We start from the raw sequence: 15886 nt of genomic DNA on the forward strand, positions 1-15886 counted from the left end.
AACAGGGAATGACCCATATGCTCGGACATTTCGGACGCCGGCTCGCCTACAAGGTCAGGCGGAAACTCGCGCCGAAAACAATCAAGCTTAACGGCATCACGCTCACCGCAGACCTGCAGGACGTTCCCAAGGGTATCCGCAAGCAGCTCTACCAGAAGAACTACGAGAGTCAGGAATTTCTTCTGGTGCGCGAGGCCCTGATGCCGGCGGACCGGGTTCTGGAAGTCGGGGCGGGGATCGGCTTTATCGGCATTGCCTGTGCCCGCATATGCGGGCAGGACAACATCCTGTCCTATGAACCCAACCCGGCCATGAAGCCCGTCATCGAAAAGAACTATGCTCTCAACGGCATGCGGCCGAATTTGCGCAGCAAGGTTCTGGCGACAGCGCCGGGCGAAGTCGAGTTCTTTTTTGACGAAGAGGTGCTGTCGTCCTCGCTGATCGACCGCAAGCATGGCTGTGCCACACGCGTGGCCGCCGACGCGATTTCCGAAGTGATTGAAAACTACAAGCCTTCGGCTCTTGTCATGGATGTGGAAGGCGCGGAGATCGATCTGCTCAGAAGCTGCAATCTGCGCAAGATAAACAAGATCATCATCGAGATGCATCCGCACGTCGTCGGCGCGGACAAGATCGAGGACCTTTGCGGGTTCCTGGATGAGAGTGGTTTTTCGATCGTAAGGCGCATCGGCAAGAGCTATTATTTCTCAAGGTGATGGACTGAGTCCCTACCCTGGACCGATCGATCCTGAAGCCGTTAGCGCGAAACGCCCTGCCTGAATAGTTTCAGGTACGAATCCGCGATGGCGTCTTCGGAATAATTGCCTTGGAGAAACGCGCGCGCGTTGGCCGCAAGGTCCTTTCCAAGGTTTTCCGTCTCCAGAATCCTGAGAACGGAAGCGGCCAGTCCATCGGCATTGCCGCAGGGTGACAGCAGTCCTGTGTTTCCGTCTTCAATCAGCCAGCTCGGGCCGGGGGAGGCCGTTGCGACAACGGGCAGGCCCGCGTTCCAGCCTTCCAGGACGACGTTACCGAGCGGCTCCGCGTCGGTCGGGCACAGCAGAATGTCGGCGGCCTTCAGGAAGGGCGCGGGGTCGCGCTGCCAGCCCAGGAAATGAACGCGTTTTTCGATACCTCTGGTTTTTGCCAGCGCTTTCATGTCGTCCATAAGGTCGCCGTCACCGATCAGCCAGGCATGCACATGCTCCGGCAGGCGCGCCACTGCCTGGATGGCCAGGTCGAAGCGTTTGCGCTCGACAAAGCGACCCAGGTGGATCAGCACGGTGGCATCTTCCGGGGTGTTGTAATCCGCGCGTTTGACCGGTTTGAGATCTTCCGGCAGCGGATCGACGAAATTGCTGATCATATGCGCCCTGTCCGCGGGCCAGCCCATCTCGACCGCCTGCCGGATAATCTCCGGCGTGTTGCCAATCAGGTCCTCGACATTGCCGTAGGTGTGAAAGCCGTCCGGCCAGTCGCCGAGACGCAGGAAGGTACGCATCGACGGGCCAGGTTTCGGCATCCATTTGCTTGCCGGGCTCATCCAACCCAGCGTGGTGGTGGCGCCGAAGGCGCGGATCTGCCGGGAAATGCTCCAGCGGACGAAATGGCGCTTCAGATGGGAACGGCTGAACCTGATCTCCCGCACGTCGCAATGCCGGGCCAGTTCGTCCCGCCAGGGCCGGTCCTTGCGGATGAAGGCAACCTGTTCGACGCCCCGGCGCGCAAGGGCACCCGCAAGGCGTACGAAAAAACGCTCCGCGCCTCCGTCGACACCCAGATGAATATGAGCGAGTTTTCCCGGCTTGCCGTCAGTGGCCATCGATCACGTCGTAGTAGTTATGGGCCCGGCCGAAGAGGCCGCGCAGGTTTCCCGATCCCTTCATCAGACGGATCAGGCCGTAATAGAACAGCTTTTCGCCCCGTTTGCGGGCAAAGGGTTTGATCACGAACCCGATAACCGTCGCCAGCAGCCCGAAAAACATCCGCCGTGTGCTCTTGGGGATGAAATGCAGCGCGGCCTTCAGCCGGCCTTCGCGCAACACCATGTTGAAGGCGCCCGAGGTTGCCGCCATGTGCATGCGGCTCAACAGTCTGCCGGTGGTAACGCGCGACGCCGGGATATCCTCTTCCACGAAAGCGTCGTCCACCCAGATCATCTTCGCGCCGGCCGCATGGGTGCGGCGGAAAAAGTCGATGTCCTCGCTGCCGAAGGTCAGGCGCTCGTCGAAACGCAGGCCCAACCCGTTTTTCGAGATGATCCGGGCACTCAACAGGATGTTGTTGGTCGGCGCCTCGGTGATCACCGTGCCCGTGGGGCGGGATTTCAGGAGCTGGGATTTCCACCAGTGCGGCGCGGGCTTTTCATAGATCCGCCGCACGGGCCCGTTCGCGACCTCGGCTTGGTGCTGTGTGCAGGCCGTCAGAAGCTTTTCGATCCAGTCCGGTTCGGCGCGCTCGTCGTCGTCGATCAGCGCGACCCAGTCCGGATCGTGTTCCAGCGCTGCTTCCAGGGCGGTGTTGCGGGCAAAGGGAATGCCCCTGCGGCTTTCATGATGGAAGAATACCGGCAGCGATAGCCGGGCTTTCAGCTCATCGGCGGCCTTGCCCGTGAAATGCGGCTGCGGATCGTTTTCGACAACGACGATGGACAGCTCGGAATTCTCCGGCTGGATCAGATTGTCGAGGCTTTCAAGGCAGGACTGCAGCATTTTCGGCCGCTGCGCCGTGCAAACGGCAATGACCAGTTTCTGGGTCATCAAGGGGTCTCGGTCTCTTCATTCTGCTGCGGATCGGATCGGGACCGGTTTGGCGCAAGACCGGCGCGCTGTCAAAGGGTTTCACGGAAAGGGACCTTTCCACGGCATGGCAGCCGCGCTACGGTCCGTGTCTCACCCTTTAAAGGTCTGCGCAAGCAGCCGTGTTCTGGGAGGAAACACATGAAGGGAATGATGATGCACCGTCCGCTGAAAATCGCGGACCTGATCACGTTCGCAGCAGAAAAATATCCCTCGGGCGAAATCGTCTCCGTGCGCACGGAAGGCGATATTCACCGTACGACCTACCGGCAGACAGCCAAGCGCATCGCCCGGCTCGCGCACGGGCTGAAGGCGCTTGGCGTGAAGGAGGGCGACAGGATCGCAACGCTTGCCTGGAACGGCTACCGGCATTTTGAACTCTACTACGCGATTTCCGGTATTGGCGCGGTCTGCCATACGATCAACCCCCGCCTGTCGGCGGCGGAGATGACGTATATCGTCAACCACGCGGGGGACAGCCTGCTTTTCTGCGATCTCACCTTCGTTCCAATTCTTGAAAAACTGCGTCCGCAGCTGCCGGACAATCTCCGCATCATCATCATGGCCGATCCCGGCCATATGCCGGAGACTTCTCTGCAGGATGTGTCGTGCTACGAAGATATTCTCGAAGGCCAGCCGGAGGAGATCGACTGGCCGGATCTGCCGGAAGATCAGGCGGCGGGGCTCTGCTACACCTCCGGGACCACCGGCCATCCCAAGGGCACGCTCTATTCGCATCGTTCAACGGTGCTGCATGCCCTCAGCATGTGCGTGACCATTCCCGATGCACTTCGAGAAGGCAGGCGGATCCTGCCGGTCGTGCCGCTGTTTCATGTCAACGCCTGGGGCTTGCCTTACGGCGCGCCGCTTTCGGGCGCCAGCCTGATCTTTCCGGGTGGAGCGCTGAACGGCACAAGCCTGTTCGAGCTGATGGACAGCGAGAAAGTCTATTCCGCCTGGGGCGTGCCGACCGTCTGGATCGGACTGATGGCGGAAATCAACCGGCGCGGCCGGCTGCCGGAAGGTTTCGGCGACGTCGTCATCGGCGGCTCCGCCGCACCGCGCTCGCTGATCGAGGCCTTCGAGACGAAAGGGGTCAATGTCTGTCATGCGTGGGGCATGACCGAGATGAGCCCGCTCGGAACCCAGTGCAACCTGTCGCCGGACCTGGCTGGCCTTCCTCTTGAAAAGCGCATCGACCGCAAACAGTCCCAGGGCCGCCGGATATTCGGCGTCGATATGAAAATCGTAGACGACGCCGGCAACCGTCTCCAGCATGACGGCAAGACACCCGGGCATCTCCATGTGCGCGGCAACATGGTCACCTCCGGCTACTACGAAAACCCCGAAGCCTCGAAGCCGGCCTTTGACCAAGATGGCTGGTTCTGCACCGGCGATATCGCGTCCATCGATCCCGACGGCTTTCTGACCATTACCGACCGGTCCAAGGACCTGATCAAATCGGGTGGGGAATGGATCAGTTCGCTGGCTCTGGAAAACATCGTCATGTCCCATCCGGGCGTCGCCAATTGCGCTGTGATCGCCGTGTCCGACGCCAAATGGGATGAACGCCCGCTGTTGGTGGTGCAGGCGAAGGACGATGAGGAACCGCCCAAGGAAGACCTCCTGAATCTGCTGGCGGAGCATGTCGCCAGGTGGCAATTGCCGGATGACGTCGTCTATGTGGATGCGCTGCCGCTGACGGCGACCGGCAAGGTGTCCAAGCTGACCTTGAGAAAAGAATTTACAGGGACGTCCGCATGACGACACAAAGCATGACGCCGGACAATCTGTTCGGCCTTTCGGGCAAGACCGCGCTGGTGACCGGCGGAGCGACGGGCATCGGCAGAATGGCTGCCGAGGGCCTTGTGGCCGCGGGCGCCCGGGTCCTGATATGCAGCCGCAAGGAAGACGCCTGCAAAACCGCCGCGGATGAATTGAATGCCCTCGGCCATGAGGGAAAAGCGGAAGGCTTCGGCGGCGATGTCGCCAGCGAAGAGGGAATTGCCGCGCTGGTCGAGGGTGTCGGCGGCCGCTGCGATCGCCTCGATATTCTGATGAACAATGCCGGGACCAGTTGGGGCATGCCGCTCGGCGAATTTCCCTATGCCGCCTGGGATAGGGTGATGCGTGTCAACGTCACCGGGCTTTTCCAGCTGACCCAGGGACTTTTGCCGCTGCTTGAGCGGGCGGCAAGCGATGACGATCCCGCACGGGTGGTCAATGTCGGCTCGGTGATGGGCGAAACGCCGCATGGTGACAGGGCTTACAGTTATGCAGCCTCCAAGGCCGCCGTGCACCACCTCACCCGGATACTCGCCAGCGAACTCGCGCAAAGACGCATCACGGTCAATGCGTTGGCCCCCGGGCCGTTCGTCAGCAAGATGACCGCCTTCGCCACCGCGGACGAGGAAGTCCGCTCCCGGGTCGGAGCACAGGTGCCGCTCGGCCGTGTCGGGCGGCCGGAGGACATTGCTGCCGCGATGCAGTTTCTCTGTGGACGCGGCGGCGCCTATGTCACCGGCGCGATCCTGCCGCTTAGCGGCGGGATCAATGTCGAAACCGGGCCGGACCTGTTCCAGGAAGCCTATGAGTGAGCGCACATGCCGCAATCCGGATGCCGTGTCTGTGTGAAAATGCATGCCCGCCGGGATCCGGGGATGCGGCAAAGATTCTTTTTGAAGGGACAAGCACTTGGGAGAAAACATGGATCTGGGTATTTCGGACAGGGTGCGCCCGCTTGTCGAAAAGGTCCGGCATATGGTCGAGACCGAGATCGCACCGCTGGATGTCGAATTTCACCATGAGGTGGGCCGTCATCCCTCCGGGGACCGCTTCCAGCTGACAGATAGGCAAGTGGAAATTCTCGATGGGTTGAAGGCGAAGGCCAGGGAACGCGGCCTGTGGAATTTCTGGCTGACCGGCAGCGAACACGGCTACGGACTGACAACCGTCGAATACGCCTATCTTGCGGAGGAAATGGGCAAGGTCGGCATCGCAGCGGAGATTTTCAACTGTAACGCGCCGGACACCGGCAACATGGAAGTGCTGGAACGCTATGGCACCGAGGCCCACAAGCAGCGCTGGCTGAAGCCTCTGCTCGAGGGGGAGATCCGCTCCGCCTATCTGATGACCGAACCCGACGTTGCCTCGTCCGACGCCACGAACATTTCCCTGACTGCGGTCAGGGACGGCGGAGACTGGGTTCTTAACGGCGAGAAATGGTGGTCGAGCGGGGCGGGCGACCCGCGCTGCAAGCTCTATATCGTCATGGCCCTGACGGATCCGCAGGCACACAAGCACAGCCGTCATTCCATGTTCCTGCTGCCGGCGGGCACGGAGGGGATAGAGGTTCTGCGGCCGATGCAGGTCTTCGGGTCGGACGATGCCCCGCACGGCCACATGCATATCCGCTTCACCGATGTCCGCGTGCCGCAAGAGGATCTGGTCCTGGGCGAGGGCCGGGGCTTTGAAGTGGCGCAGGGCCGGCTCGGCCCCGGCCGCATCCACCATTGCATGCGCGCCATCGGCCAGGCGGAAAAGGCGCTTGAGATCCTGTGCGCGCGAGCATTGAGCCGGGAAGCCTTCGGAAGGAAGCTTGCCGAGCTGGGGGGCAATTACGACATCATCGCCAATGCACGCATGGAAATCGAGATGGCCAGGCTGCTGTGTCTGAAGGCCGCCTGGGTGATGGACACGCAGGGAACCCGCGCAGCCCAGCCCTGGATCAGCCAGATCAAGGTGGTGGCGCCGCTGATGGCGCTGAAAATCGTTGACGAGGCGATGCAGCTTCACGGCGCGGGCGGCATCAGCCAGGACTTCCCGCTGGCGGCCATGTGGACGAATTTGCGCACGCTCCGTTTTGTCGACGGGCCGGATGCGGTGCACCGCCGCCAGGTGGCCCGCATGGAGCTGCGCAAATATGCAAATTCCGAGACCTGACCATGACAGCAGGCGCGGTGGATCCGGACCTTGAGGCTCTCGGTACCTGGCTCGAAGGGCACTTGCCCGGGTTCCGTGGCCCGCTGCGGGCGGAAAAGTTCGATCGAGGCCAGTCCAATCCGACCTACAGGTTGCGCGCGGCATCCGGCGACTACGTCCTGCGCCGCAAGCCTCCCGGCGTGCTGCTGAAGTCCGCCCATGCTGTCGAGCGGGAGTTCCGGGTGCAAAAGGCGCTGGCCAGGTCGGACGTTCCTGTCGCCCGCATGCATGTCCTGTGCGAGGACGAAAGCGTCATCGGCTCCGCCTTTTACGTGATGGGCCTGGTTCAGGGCCGCAACTTCGAAGATCCGCGTCTTCCGGACATCGGTTTTGAGATGCGTGCTGCCATCTATGAGGAGATGAACCGCGTTCTTGCGGCCATTCACAGCGTGGATCTGCAGGCGCGCAGCCTGTCGGATTTCGGACCTGCGGGCAACTATTACCGACGGCAGATTGATCGCTGGACCAAACAGTACCGGGCGAGCGAAACCGGAGAGATTGCGGCCATGGACGACCTGATCGCCTGGCTGGATGCCAATGTCCCGGAAGAGGATGGCATGCGGACCCTGGTTCACGGCGATTACCGCATCGACAATCTGCTCTTTGCCGAAAATGGCCCGGCCTGCGTTGCCGTTCTCGACTGGGAACTTTCAACCATCGGCCATCCCTTCGCCGATCTCGCAGCGCTGATCATGCAGTGGCGTCTCCCGCCCGGTTCGGAGGGACGCGGCCTCGCCGGGGTCGACCGGAAAGCGCTGGGCCTTCCGGAGGACGAAGCCTTCATCGACAGCTACTGCGCCCGCACGGGTCTTCCCGGTATTCCGGATTTCGGCTTCTATCTCGCCTTCTGTTTCTTCCGCATGGGCGCGATCCTCCAGGGGGTCGGAAAGCGCGCGCTCGACGGCAATGCCTCCAATCCGGAGCAGGGCCTTCGCCTCGCGGCCGCCGTTCCGCGGTATGCAGCGGGGGGGCTGGAAGCTGCGAAAAAGGTCTAGCCGCGGGCATGCCTTTAAGAACAGGCGCGATCAGAAATCCGCCGAGTATCTCTGAACAAGTCGGCGATGAAGATCCGGAGAACATTGTTTGTCCGTCTTGCCATGGCTTGACCATGGCATCCATGCCGTTTCGGTACCACGAGTTCCAGTCCGGCCTGAAATCCCTCGCACCGGTAATGCATGGCACAGAGATGAGAACCGCCGGGAAGGAATTTGCGCCTGTCACCCCCTGTTGTTCATATCCGCGAAGTTCTCGCCGCTTTCGGCCATCTTGCGAAGCAGGTCCGGGACGCGCCAGTAGTAGGAATCCTCCACCGCGTAGGCCTCGATCCGGCGCACCAGTTCGCTGGCGCCGATAAGGTCGGCGGTGTGCATCGGGCCGCCACGGAAGCGTGGGAAGCCGTAGCCGAAGAGGAACACCGCGTCGATATCGATGGGCCGCAGAGCGATGCCTTCTTCCAGAACGCGGGTCGCCTCCAGGATCATGGCGGTCATGAAACGGCTGACGATCTCGTCGGAGGTGAAACCGCGCGGCGTGATCCCTGCCTTGGCGCGTTCCTCGCCGATGATCTCGAGCGCGGCCGGATTGGGGCGGCTGCCCTCCGCATCGTAGATATAGAATCCCTGGCCGCTCTTGCGGCCGAACCAGCCGTTTTCGCACAGCCGGTCGGCAATCGGGATATAGCGCTCTTCCGCAGGACGCGTGGCCGCGCGGCGTTTGTTGGCCGCCCAGCTGATGTCGAGGCCGGCAAGATCGGCCACCTGGTAAGGGCCCATTGCAAAGCCGAAACCGGTCATCGCCCGGTCGATCTCTTCCGGCGATGCGCCGTCCATCATCATGTAGTCTGCAGACTTCTTGTAGAAGGTCATGATGCGGTTGCCGATGAAGCCGTCGCAGACGCCGGAGCGAACGGCGATCTTCTTCAAGGCCTTGGCAAGCGCAAAGCCCGTCGCGACCGTCTCTGCGCTGGTCTTCTCCGCCACAACGACTTCCAGAAGCCGCATCACATGCGCAGGAGAAAAGAAATGCAGGCCGATGACGTCTTCCGGCCGGTTCGTCATCGCCGCGATCTCGTTGATATCGAGATAGGATGTGTTGGACGCCAGCACGGCGCCGGGTTTGGCGATCCTGTCGAGGGTTTCGAAGATCTCGCGTTTGACGCTCATCTCCTCGAACACCGCCTCGATGATCAGGTCCGACTGTGACAGGGCGGCAAGATCGGTTGACGTCACGAGTTTCGACGCGAGGATCGCCTCGCGTCCGTCCGGCGAGAGTTTGCCGCGCTTCACGGCGCCATCCAGATTGCGGCTGATAGCAGCCGTGCCGCGATCCAGTCCTGCCTGATCCCGTTCGCTCAAGGTGACCGGAAAACCGGCCAGCAGCGCCGCCGTCGCGATGCCGGAACCCATGGTTCCTCCGCCGATCACGCCAATGGACGCGATGTCCCTGGGCTTTACGCCTGCTTCCGGGATCTTGGCAACAGCCCGTTCGGCGAAAAACGCGTGGATCAGGCCCGCGCGCTGGGGGCTATCCATACACGCGTCATAAAGACGGCGTTCTTCCTTCAGGCCTTCGGCAATGGGCAGCCTGCTCGCCTCGACGGCGTCCACGCATTTGTGCGGCGAATAAAGAAGGGGCTGGGATTTTGCGAGCTTCTCCCGCATCGCCTGGAGAGCGGTATCGTCCGGCACCACGGTCAGGTCCCCGGTCTTGCGCACCTTCAGCTTGCCGTCGATCAGGTCCTGCGCCGCCTGCAGCGCGGCCTCGCGCGGATCAGCCTCGCTCAGCCTGTCGACAAGGCCGAATTCCAGGGCATCCTGCGCGCTGACCTGCTTGCCGCTGGTGATCATGTCGAGAGCTGCCGGTATGCCCGCCAGCCGTGGCGCTCTCTGGGTTCCGCCGGCGCCGGGCAGAATCCCGAGCGTTACTTCCGGAAAGCCGACTTTCGTGCCTTTGAGGGCGACGCGGGCGTGGCAGGAAAGCGCGACCTCGAAACCGCCGCCAAGCGTCGTGCCATGAAGAACGCAGGCGATGGGTTTGCCCGAATTCTCCAGAAAATTACAGACCTCCGGCAGCCACGGGTCGAGCGGCGGCTTGCCGAATTCCCTGATGTCGGCACCGGCAATGAATGTCCGCCCCTTCGCGTAGAGCCCGATGGCCGCGATATCCGTGTCGTCCTGCAGGCGTTCGACCGCCTGACACAGGCCCGTGCGCAGGGCATGAGAGGCGGCATTCACCGGTGGATTGTCTAGCGCGACAAGCGCGACCGGCCCTTGCCGTTCAATGGACACGACTTCGTTGACAGCGATCTCGCCGGCTTCGGGACCGGCTTCAGGAATTGTCTGCATTTTGGTCTCCCACGACCGCTTCGCACGAGCGGTTTCGCCGTCGAGTGTCATTTCCGCCCCCGACTTGTCAAGCGAACCCGCCGCCGGGAAACCGTCTCGAAGGCTTCGCCGTCAGCGAGCAGGAGATGATTTGGGAGAAAAACTGCACCGGTCGGGTTTCAGGTCGATGAGCGGTGTGCCGTCCAGGCAATCGAGGCCGCGAACGATCAGGTTCGCTCCCTCGACCGAGACCAGCCTGGCGATGACGGTTCCGATCGGATTCGGCCTCACGGGAGACCGCAGGGCGAAGGTGCCGGAGGTTCCCTCGCTGTGGCCTGGATTCTGGATCACCAGGTCGCGCCGGGACTTGTCGAGCCAGTAGAGCACTTCGACGCGCTCGAATTTTTCAATGCCCTTGAGCGCCTGGTCCCAGGGTTCGAATATCTCGATCCGGCATTCCGGCCCGTCGATCTTGCCCTGATGCGGACATGCCTTCCTGTCGGTCCAGGGCGTGTGTATGCGCCCGATGAATTGCAGCCGGGCATCGTCGGGATCCGGGGTCGACACGGAAATTTCATGCGGACGGATATCGCTCATGCTTGCAAGGTCCTGTGATTGCTGTTTGCCTCAACTATACGCATGCGATCTGAGTTCACACCCTAGAACCTGTTTCCTTTCACGCCGGAGCACAAGATACCCGCCCCGGCGAACCTTTTGTAGCAGGAGGTGCCGGTCCGGAATTGTTTTGTGACGATTCCGGACAACTGGAACAAGAAATTATAAGCTATGCTCTTTGTGTAGTTCGCCGATGTGCAGGGCTCTCGGGGTCTCTGCTCATGGACGAAGCCAGATAAAAGGCGCAGACGCATCTAGATCGGTCAACGTAACTGCTTTTGCTGAAAGCTGGTTGATTTAGGGATACTTCCTTCCGGGAAAAGTTATTTCTTTCTCCGGAGCCTTTGTCTTGAGTAGAAATCTCGCCATTCAGCTACGCTGCAAAATATTAATTCGCCTCCTGATCAAAAAATATTCATTTTTTTTCAATGCCCCCTTTCAATGCGGTGGCATTTTTGTTTTTCTATGCGAGTTCGTGTCACTCGATAGCTCCAAGGGGACGATCGTCACCTGAGGGTTATTGGCTGCGCTTCTAATAATAATGAACGAAACCGGACTTGGGGACAAAATGGCGAACACACGGGGCGCTGCTGTTAAGTATGACGGCGTTCAAAAGAGCTATGACGGGGAAACCCTTGTCGTAAAGAACCTCAATCTCGACATCCCACCTGGCGAATTCCTGACCATGCTCGGGCCGTCGGGATCCGGAAAAACCACCTGCCTGATGATGCTGGCGGGTTTTGAACCGGCGACCCATGGCGAGATCTTTCTCAACGATCGACCGATCAACAATGTGCCACCGCACAAGCGCGGTATCGGCATGGTCTTTCAGAACTACGCCCTGTTTCCGCATATGACGGTGGCCGAAAACCTGGCGTTTCCGCTTCAGGTTCGCGGTGTCGGCAAGGCCGATCAGAGCGAGAAAGTCCAGCGGGCGCTGGAGATGGTCGAACTCGGCGCATTCGGCAACCGCCGTCCGGCGCAACTGTCCGGTGGTCAGCAGCAGCGCGTCGCCGTGGCCCGCGCACTGGTTTTCGACCCTGAACTCGTGCTGATGGACGAACCGCTGGGCGCGCTCGACAAGCAGCTGCGCGAGCAGATGCAGTATGAAATCAAGCACATTCACGAGAATCTCGGCGTTACGGTGGTCTATGTCACCCACGACCAGACAGAGGCTCTGACCATGTCCGACCGGGTGGCCGTATTCAATGACGGCATCATCCAGCAGCTGTCGACGCCGGACGACCTGTACGAGGATCCTCAGAACTCGTTCGTCGCCCAGTTCATCGGCGAGAACAACAAGCTGAACGGCAAGGTGATCGGGGTTCAGGGGGAAGAATGCCTCGTTGAACTCGATGACGGCACTCAACTCAAGGCGGACAGGGTGAACGTGTCCGCTGTCGGCGACAAGACGACCGTGTCGCTGCGGCCGGAAAGAGTTGAATTCGACACCAATACTTCGATGGACAATCTGGTCAATGGCCAGATTGAGGAGCTCATTTATCTCGGCGACCACATTCGCGTTCGCATGAACGTGGCCGGCAATAAAGAGTTCATCGTCAAGGTTCGCAACCGCGGAGAGAAGCGCAAGCTGAATGTCGGCGAGACAGTCCAGGTGGGCTGGGCGCTGAACGACTGCAAGGCACTCGACGCTGTTGTCTGAAATCGCCCGGCGGCCGGTTTCCGGCCGTCAGCGACCAAAACGGAAGAGCATCCGTTAAAATCCTAAAAGAGGGAGCTAGAATCCATGAAGCTCAAAACTGTAATTCTTGCAGGCACCGCACTGGCATTCGCCGGCAGCGCTGCTGTTGCTGAAGACATGACCCTGGTCTCCTGGGGCGGCGCTTATCAGGCGTCCCAGAAGGCTGCCTACGCGGATCCCTACGTCGCGGACCATCCGGACGTGACCATCATCTGGGACGAGTCCTCCGCTGAAGCCGTTGCGAAACTGCGCGCAATGAACGAAGCCGGCAACATCACCTGGGACCTGGTTGATGTTGTTGCTTCCGATGCCATTCGTCTGTGCGACGAAGGTCTGGCAATGGAAATCGATCCGGACACCGACCTTGCTGCTGCTCCGGACGGCACTTCGGCGGCTGACGATTTCGGCGACCTGCTGGTCTCCGAGTGCTTCATTCCGCAGATTGTCTACTCCACCACCTTCGGCTACCGCTCCGACGTTGCGGACTGGGGCGGCAAGGAGCCGGACGACATTTGCGACGTTTTCGATCTGGAAGCATTCCCGGGCAAACGCGCCCTGGAAAAGCGTCCGATCAACAACATGGAATGGGCGCTGCTGTGTGACGGCGTTGCAAAGGAAGACGTCTATGACGTTCTGGAGACCGATGAAGGTCTTGACCGTGCCTTTGCCAAGCTCGACACCATCAAGGACAGCGTCGTCTGGTGGTCCGCAGGTGCGGAAACGCCGCAGCTTCTGGCTGACAGCGAAGTCGTCATCGGCTCCACCTACAACGGCCGCCTGTTTGCCCTGATCGAAGAGCAGAAGCAGCCGGTCAAGATGCTGTGGGACGCCCAGGTGTTCGACCTTGACGGCTGGATCATCCCGGCCGGTCTTCCGGAAGATCGCCTTGCCGCAGTGAAGGACTTCGTCAAATTCGCCACCGACACTCAGCGTCTGGCGGATCAGGCGAAGTACATCTCCTACGGCCCGGCCCGCAAGTCGTCCGCTCCGCTGGTCGGCAAGCACGCCGATCTCGGCATCGACATGGCACCGCATATGCCGACCGATCCGAACAACGCCAAGAACACCTTCCTGTATAACTACGAATGGTGGGCGGATTACCGCGACGACATCGACGCCAAATTCCAGGCGTGGCTGTCCCAGTAAGCCTTTGCGGCTCCGGTCCGGGTGGGCAATGCCCACCCGGATCTTCAAATTGATTTGCGGAAGACTGTTTCATGAGCGATACCACAGCCGGTCAGGTTCTCACCACCAAGGACGGAAAGCCTCTCAAGGCCGCCCTTGCAAGGGCGTTGCGCCGGGAAAAACTGCGTTCCCTGGCCTTGATCGCGCCGTTGCTCATCTTCGTGCTGCTGACCTTTGTCGCACCGATCGTGGACATGCTGTTCCGCTCCGTTGAAAACAGCATCGTCGAGGATACGCTTCCCAGGACCGTCGTCGCCCTGCGTGAGTGGGACCCGGCGTCCGGACAGGTCCCGGACGAGGAAGTCTTTGCCGCTCTTTACGGAGATCTGGTGGTCGCCGTTGAGGAAAAGAAACATACCCGCCTCGGCTCCCGGCTGAACTACGAGGAAAGCGGTATTTCCAGCCTGTTCCGCAAGACCGGACGGCGCGTCAACCGCATGGACGAGGCCGGTCCGTTCAAGGAACAGTTCATTGACGCCGACGACAAGTGGGACGAGATCGGCACTTGGCAGGTGCTGCGGCAATTCTCACCGCCTTATACCGACGGGTATTTTCTGAACGCCTTCGACGCGCAAAGGACGGCCGATGGTATCGAGTTGAAGCCGGAGGACGAGCGGATCTACATGCTCCTGTTCGGCAGAACCCTGTTCCTGTCGATCGTGATCACCGTTTCCTGTCTGCTGCTCGGCTATCCGATTGCATTTCTGCTCGCGGCGTTACCGCTGCGCAGTTCCAATCTTCTGATGATCCTCGTGCTGCTGCCCTTCTGGACCAGTCTCCTGGTCCGCACATCCGCATGGAAAGTGCTGTTGCAGCAACAGGGGGTGATCAACGACTTCCTGGTCTGGACCGGTCTGATCAGTGACGCGAGCCGTCTGGTGATGATCAACAACCAGACCGGCACGATCATCGCCATGACGCATATCCTTCTGCCCTTCATGATCCTGCCGCTCTATTCGGTGATGAAAACCATCTCGCCGACATATGTGCGCGCAGCCAAGAGCCTTGGGGCCAATGACTGGACGGCGTTCTGGCGGGTCTATTTCCCGCAATCCGTGCCGGGGATCGGGGCGGGCGCGGTGCTCGTCTTCATCCTGTCAATCGGCTACTACATCACGCCGGAACTTGTGGGCGGCACATCGGGCATCTTCATCTCGAACCGGATCGCCTATCACATATCCTCGTCGCTGAACTGGGGACTGGCAGCCGCTCTGGGTACACTGCTCCTCGTCGCCGTGATGGTTCTCTTTGTTGTCTACGACAAGATCGTCGGCATCGATAACGTGAAACTGGGCTAGGTCACGATTATGAGCGCACTTCCCCCCTATGCGTCCCCGTTGCAGCGGACCTGGTACTATTCCTTCCGGGTGATCTGCGGACTGATCTTCTTCTTCCTGATCTTTCCGATCCTGGTGATCCTGCCGCTGAGCTTCAATGCGCAGGATTTCTTCACCTTCACCAAGGAAATGCTGGCGCTTAACCCGGCCGGCTATTCCTTCAAGCACTATCAGGACTTCTTCACCAATCCGGACTGGCAGCAGGCCCTGACCAACTCGGTGATGATCGCGCCAGTGGCGACGCTGCTGGCGACGTCCTTCGGAACCATCGCCGCGGTTGGCCTGTCCCAGTCCCATGTGCCCTACAAGCCGGCCATCATGGCCGTGTTGATCTCGCCGATGATCGTGCCGCTGATCATTTCCGCCGCCGGCATGTATTTCTTCTATTCGCGCATCGGGCTGCAGGGCACCTACTGGGGTGTCGTGCTGGCCCACGCCGCACTCGGCACCCCCTTCGTGATCATCACGGTGACGGCAACGCTGGTCGGCTTCGACCGATCCCTGGTTCGAGCCTCGGCAAGCCTGGGCGCCAACCCGGTCACCACCTTCTTCAAGGTGCAGATGCCGCTGATCGTCCCGGGTGTCGTCTCCGGCGCCCTGTTCGCCTTCATCACCTCCTTCGACGAAGTGGTGGTCGTCCTGTTCCTGGGCTCGGCCGGGCAGAAGACACTGCCCTGGCAGATGTTCACCGGGCTGCGCGAACAGATTTCACCGACCATCCTTGCAGTGGCATCGCTGATGGTGGCGATCTCGATCGTCCTTCTGACCGTACTGGAGATGCTGCGCCGCAGGTCGGAACGGCTGAGGGGACTTACGCCGGGCTGATCCGGCAAGGAGCCGCGACCGGCTCCGCTGCATTCCACAGGAGCCGGTGGCGGAACGCCAGCCACCGGGGGACGGGTCCGAAGGACTTTCCCGGCAGCAGACAATCTGATTACGGGCCTG

Annotated in this window: 13 protein-coding genes; 9 read left to right on the plus strand and 4 right to left on the minus strand. The window is 60.8% G+C overall.

Annotation, left to right across the window (positions count from 1 at the left end):
- The first annotated feature begins 8 nt into the window (after positions 1-8).
- Entirely contained in the window at positions 9-716 is a 708-nt protein-coding gene (locus tag Q1B40_RS01225; protein WP_299808811.1) for an FkbM family methyltransferase, read from the plus strand.
- A 41-nt stretch (positions 717-757) separates the two neighbouring features.
- On the opposite strand, the gene Q1B40_RS01230 is transcribed toward Q1B40_RS01225, so the two are convergent.
- Complete coding sequence (locus Q1B40_RS01230) at positions 758-1822, minus strand: glycosyltransferase (protein WP_299808815.1); 1065 nt, start codon at positions 1820-1822, stop codon at positions 758-760.
- Positions 1812-2759 carry a glycosyltransferase family 2 protein gene (locus tag Q1B40_RS01235; RefSeq protein WP_299808818.1) on the minus strand — a complete coding sequence of 316 codons (948 nt, stop codon included), beginning with the start codon at positions 2757-2759 and terminating at the stop codon, positions 1812-1814. Before Q1B40_RS01235 ends, Q1B40_RS01230 begins: the two co-directional genes overlap by 11 nt.
- Positions 2760-2939: 180 nt before the next feature.
- Between Q1B40_RS01235 and Q1B40_RS01240 the strand changes: the two genes are divergently transcribed.
- The 4 genes from Q1B40_RS01240 (at position 2940) to Q1B40_RS01255 (ending at position 7774) form a co-directional block, all read left to right on the plus strand.
- Positions 2940-4562 (plus strand): long-chain fatty acid--CoA ligase, encoded by a 1623-nt coding sequence (locus tag Q1B40_RS01240; protein WP_299808821.1) that lies wholly within the window; start codon positions 2940-2942, stop codon positions 4560-4562.
- Positions 4563-4573: 11 nt separating this feature from the next.
- Complete coding sequence (locus tag Q1B40_RS01245; protein WP_299812469.1) at positions 4574-5395, plus strand: SDR family NAD(P)-dependent oxidoreductase; 822 nt, start codon at positions 4574-4576, stop codon at positions 5393-5395.
- A gap of 109 nt (positions 5396-5504) precedes the next feature.
- The gene (locus Q1B40_RS01250; protein ID WP_299808824.1) at positions 5505-6740 is read left to right on the plus strand and encodes an acyl-CoA dehydrogenase family protein; all 1236 of its coding nucleotides are present in this window, start codon (positions 5505-5507) and stop codon (positions 6738-6740) included.
- Positions 6741-6742: 2 nt separating this feature from the next.
- On the plus strand, positions 6743-7774 hold the full coding sequence (locus Q1B40_RS01255) for a phosphotransferase family protein (protein WP_299808827.1): 1032 nt from the start codon (positions 6743-6745) through the stop codon (positions 7772-7774).
- 222 nt (positions 7775-7996) lie between these two features.
- On the opposite strand, the gene Q1B40_RS01260 is transcribed toward Q1B40_RS01255, so the two are convergent.
- Positions 7997-10123: a 3-hydroxyacyl-CoA dehydrogenase NAD-binding domain-containing protein gene (locus Q1B40_RS01260; RefSeq protein ID WP_299808830.1), complete on the minus strand. Its 2127-nt coding sequence runs from the start codon at positions 10121-10123 to the stop codon at positions 7997-7999.
- A gap of 111 nt (positions 10124-10234) precedes the next feature.
- Entirely contained in the window at positions 10235-10699 is a 465-nt protein-coding gene (gene tsaA / locus Q1B40_RS01265; RefSeq protein ID WP_299808833.1) for a tRNA (N6-threonylcarbamoyladenosine(37)-N6)-methyltransferase TrmO, read from the minus strand.
- A 586-nt stretch (positions 10700-11285) separates the two neighbouring features.
- Here tsaA and Q1B40_RS01270 point away from each other — a divergent pair.
- The 4 genes from Q1B40_RS01270 to Q1B40_RS01285 all read left to right on the plus strand — a co-directional run bounded on the left by Q1B40_RS01270 (position 11286) and on the right by Q1B40_RS01285 (position 15766).
- On the plus strand, positions 11286-12380 hold the full coding sequence (locus Q1B40_RS01270; protein WP_299808835.1) for an ABC transporter ATP-binding protein: 1095 nt from the start codon (positions 11286-11288) through the stop codon (positions 12378-12380).
- A gap of 84 nt (positions 12381-12464) precedes the next feature.
- A complete protein-coding gene (locus Q1B40_RS01275; RefSeq protein WP_299808838.1) occupies positions 12465-13565 on the plus strand; it encodes an extracellular solute-binding protein in 1101 nt (366 codons plus the stop codon).
- Between the two features lie 71 nt (positions 13566-13636).
- The gene (locus tag Q1B40_RS01280; protein WP_299808841.1) at positions 13637-14902 is read left to right on the plus strand and encodes an ABC transporter permease; all 1266 of its coding nucleotides are present in this window, start codon (positions 13637-13639) and stop codon (positions 14900-14902) included.
- Positions 14903-14911: 9 nt separating this feature from the next.
- Positions 14912-15766, plus strand: coding sequence for an ABC transporter permease (locus Q1B40_RS01285; protein WP_299808844.1), 855 nt, complete (start codon positions 14912-14914; stop codon positions 15764-15766).
- Positions 15767-15886 lie beyond the last annotated feature (120 nt).

The sequence above is a fragment of the uncultured Roseibium sp. genome, from assembly GCF_947496995.1.
GTDB lineage: Bacteria > Pseudomonadota > Alphaproteobacteria > Rhizobiales > Stappiaceae > Roseibium.

What these genes read in the sequence shown, in the direction of transcription:
- Q1B40_RS01225 (WP_299808811.1), top strand. Translation starts at nt 9, where the DNA reads ATGACCCATATGCTCGGACATTTCGGACGCCGGCTCGCCTACAAGGTC.
- Q1B40_RS01230 (WP_299808815.1), bottom strand. Translation starts at nt 1,822, where the DNA reads ATGGCCACTGACGGCAAGCCGGGAAAACTCGCTCATATTCATCTGGGT.
- Q1B40_RS01235 (WP_299808818.1), bottom strand. Translation starts at nt 2,759, where the DNA reads ATGACCCAGAAACTGGTCATTGCCGTTTGCACGGCGCAGCGGCCGAAA.
- Q1B40_RS01240 (WP_299808821.1), top strand. Translation starts at nt 2,940, where the DNA reads ATGAAGGGAATGATGATGCACCGTCCGCTGAAAATCGCGGACCTGATC.
- Q1B40_RS01245 (WP_299812469.1), top strand. Translation starts at nt 4,574, where the DNA reads ATGACGCCGGACAATCTGTTCGGCCTTTCGGGCAAGACCGCGCTGGTG.
- Q1B40_RS01250 (WP_299808824.1), top strand. Translation starts at nt 5,505, where the DNA reads ATGGATCTGGGTATTTCGGACAGGGTGCGCCCGCTTGTCGAAAAGGTC.
- Q1B40_RS01255 (WP_299808827.1), top strand. Translation starts at nt 6,743, where the DNA reads ATGACAGCAGGCGCGGTGGATCCGGACCTTGAGGCTCTCGGTACCTGG.
- Q1B40_RS01260 (WP_299808830.1), bottom strand. Translation starts at nt 10,123, where the DNA reads ATGCAGACAATTCCTGAAGCCGGTCCCGAAGCCGGCGAGATCGCTGTC.
- tsaA (WP_299808833.1), bottom strand. Translation starts at nt 10,699, where the DNA reads ATGAGCGATATCCGTCCGCATGAAATTTCCGTGTCGACCCCGGATCCC.
- Q1B40_RS01270 (WP_299808835.1), top strand. Translation starts at nt 11,286, where the DNA reads ATGGCGAACACACGGGGCGCTGCTGTTAAGTATGACGGCGTTCAAAAG.
- Q1B40_RS01275 (WP_299808838.1), top strand. Translation starts at nt 12,465, where the DNA reads ATGAAGCTCAAAACTGTAATTCTTGCAGGCACCGCACTGGCATTCGCC.
- Q1B40_RS01280 (WP_299808841.1), top strand. Translation starts at nt 13,637, where the DNA reads ATGAGCGATACCACAGCCGGTCAGGTTCTCACCACCAAGGACGGAAAG.
- Q1B40_RS01285 (WP_299808844.1), top strand. Translation starts at nt 14,912, where the DNA reads ATGAGCGCACTTCCCCCCTATGCGTCCCCGTTGCAGCGGACCTGGTAC.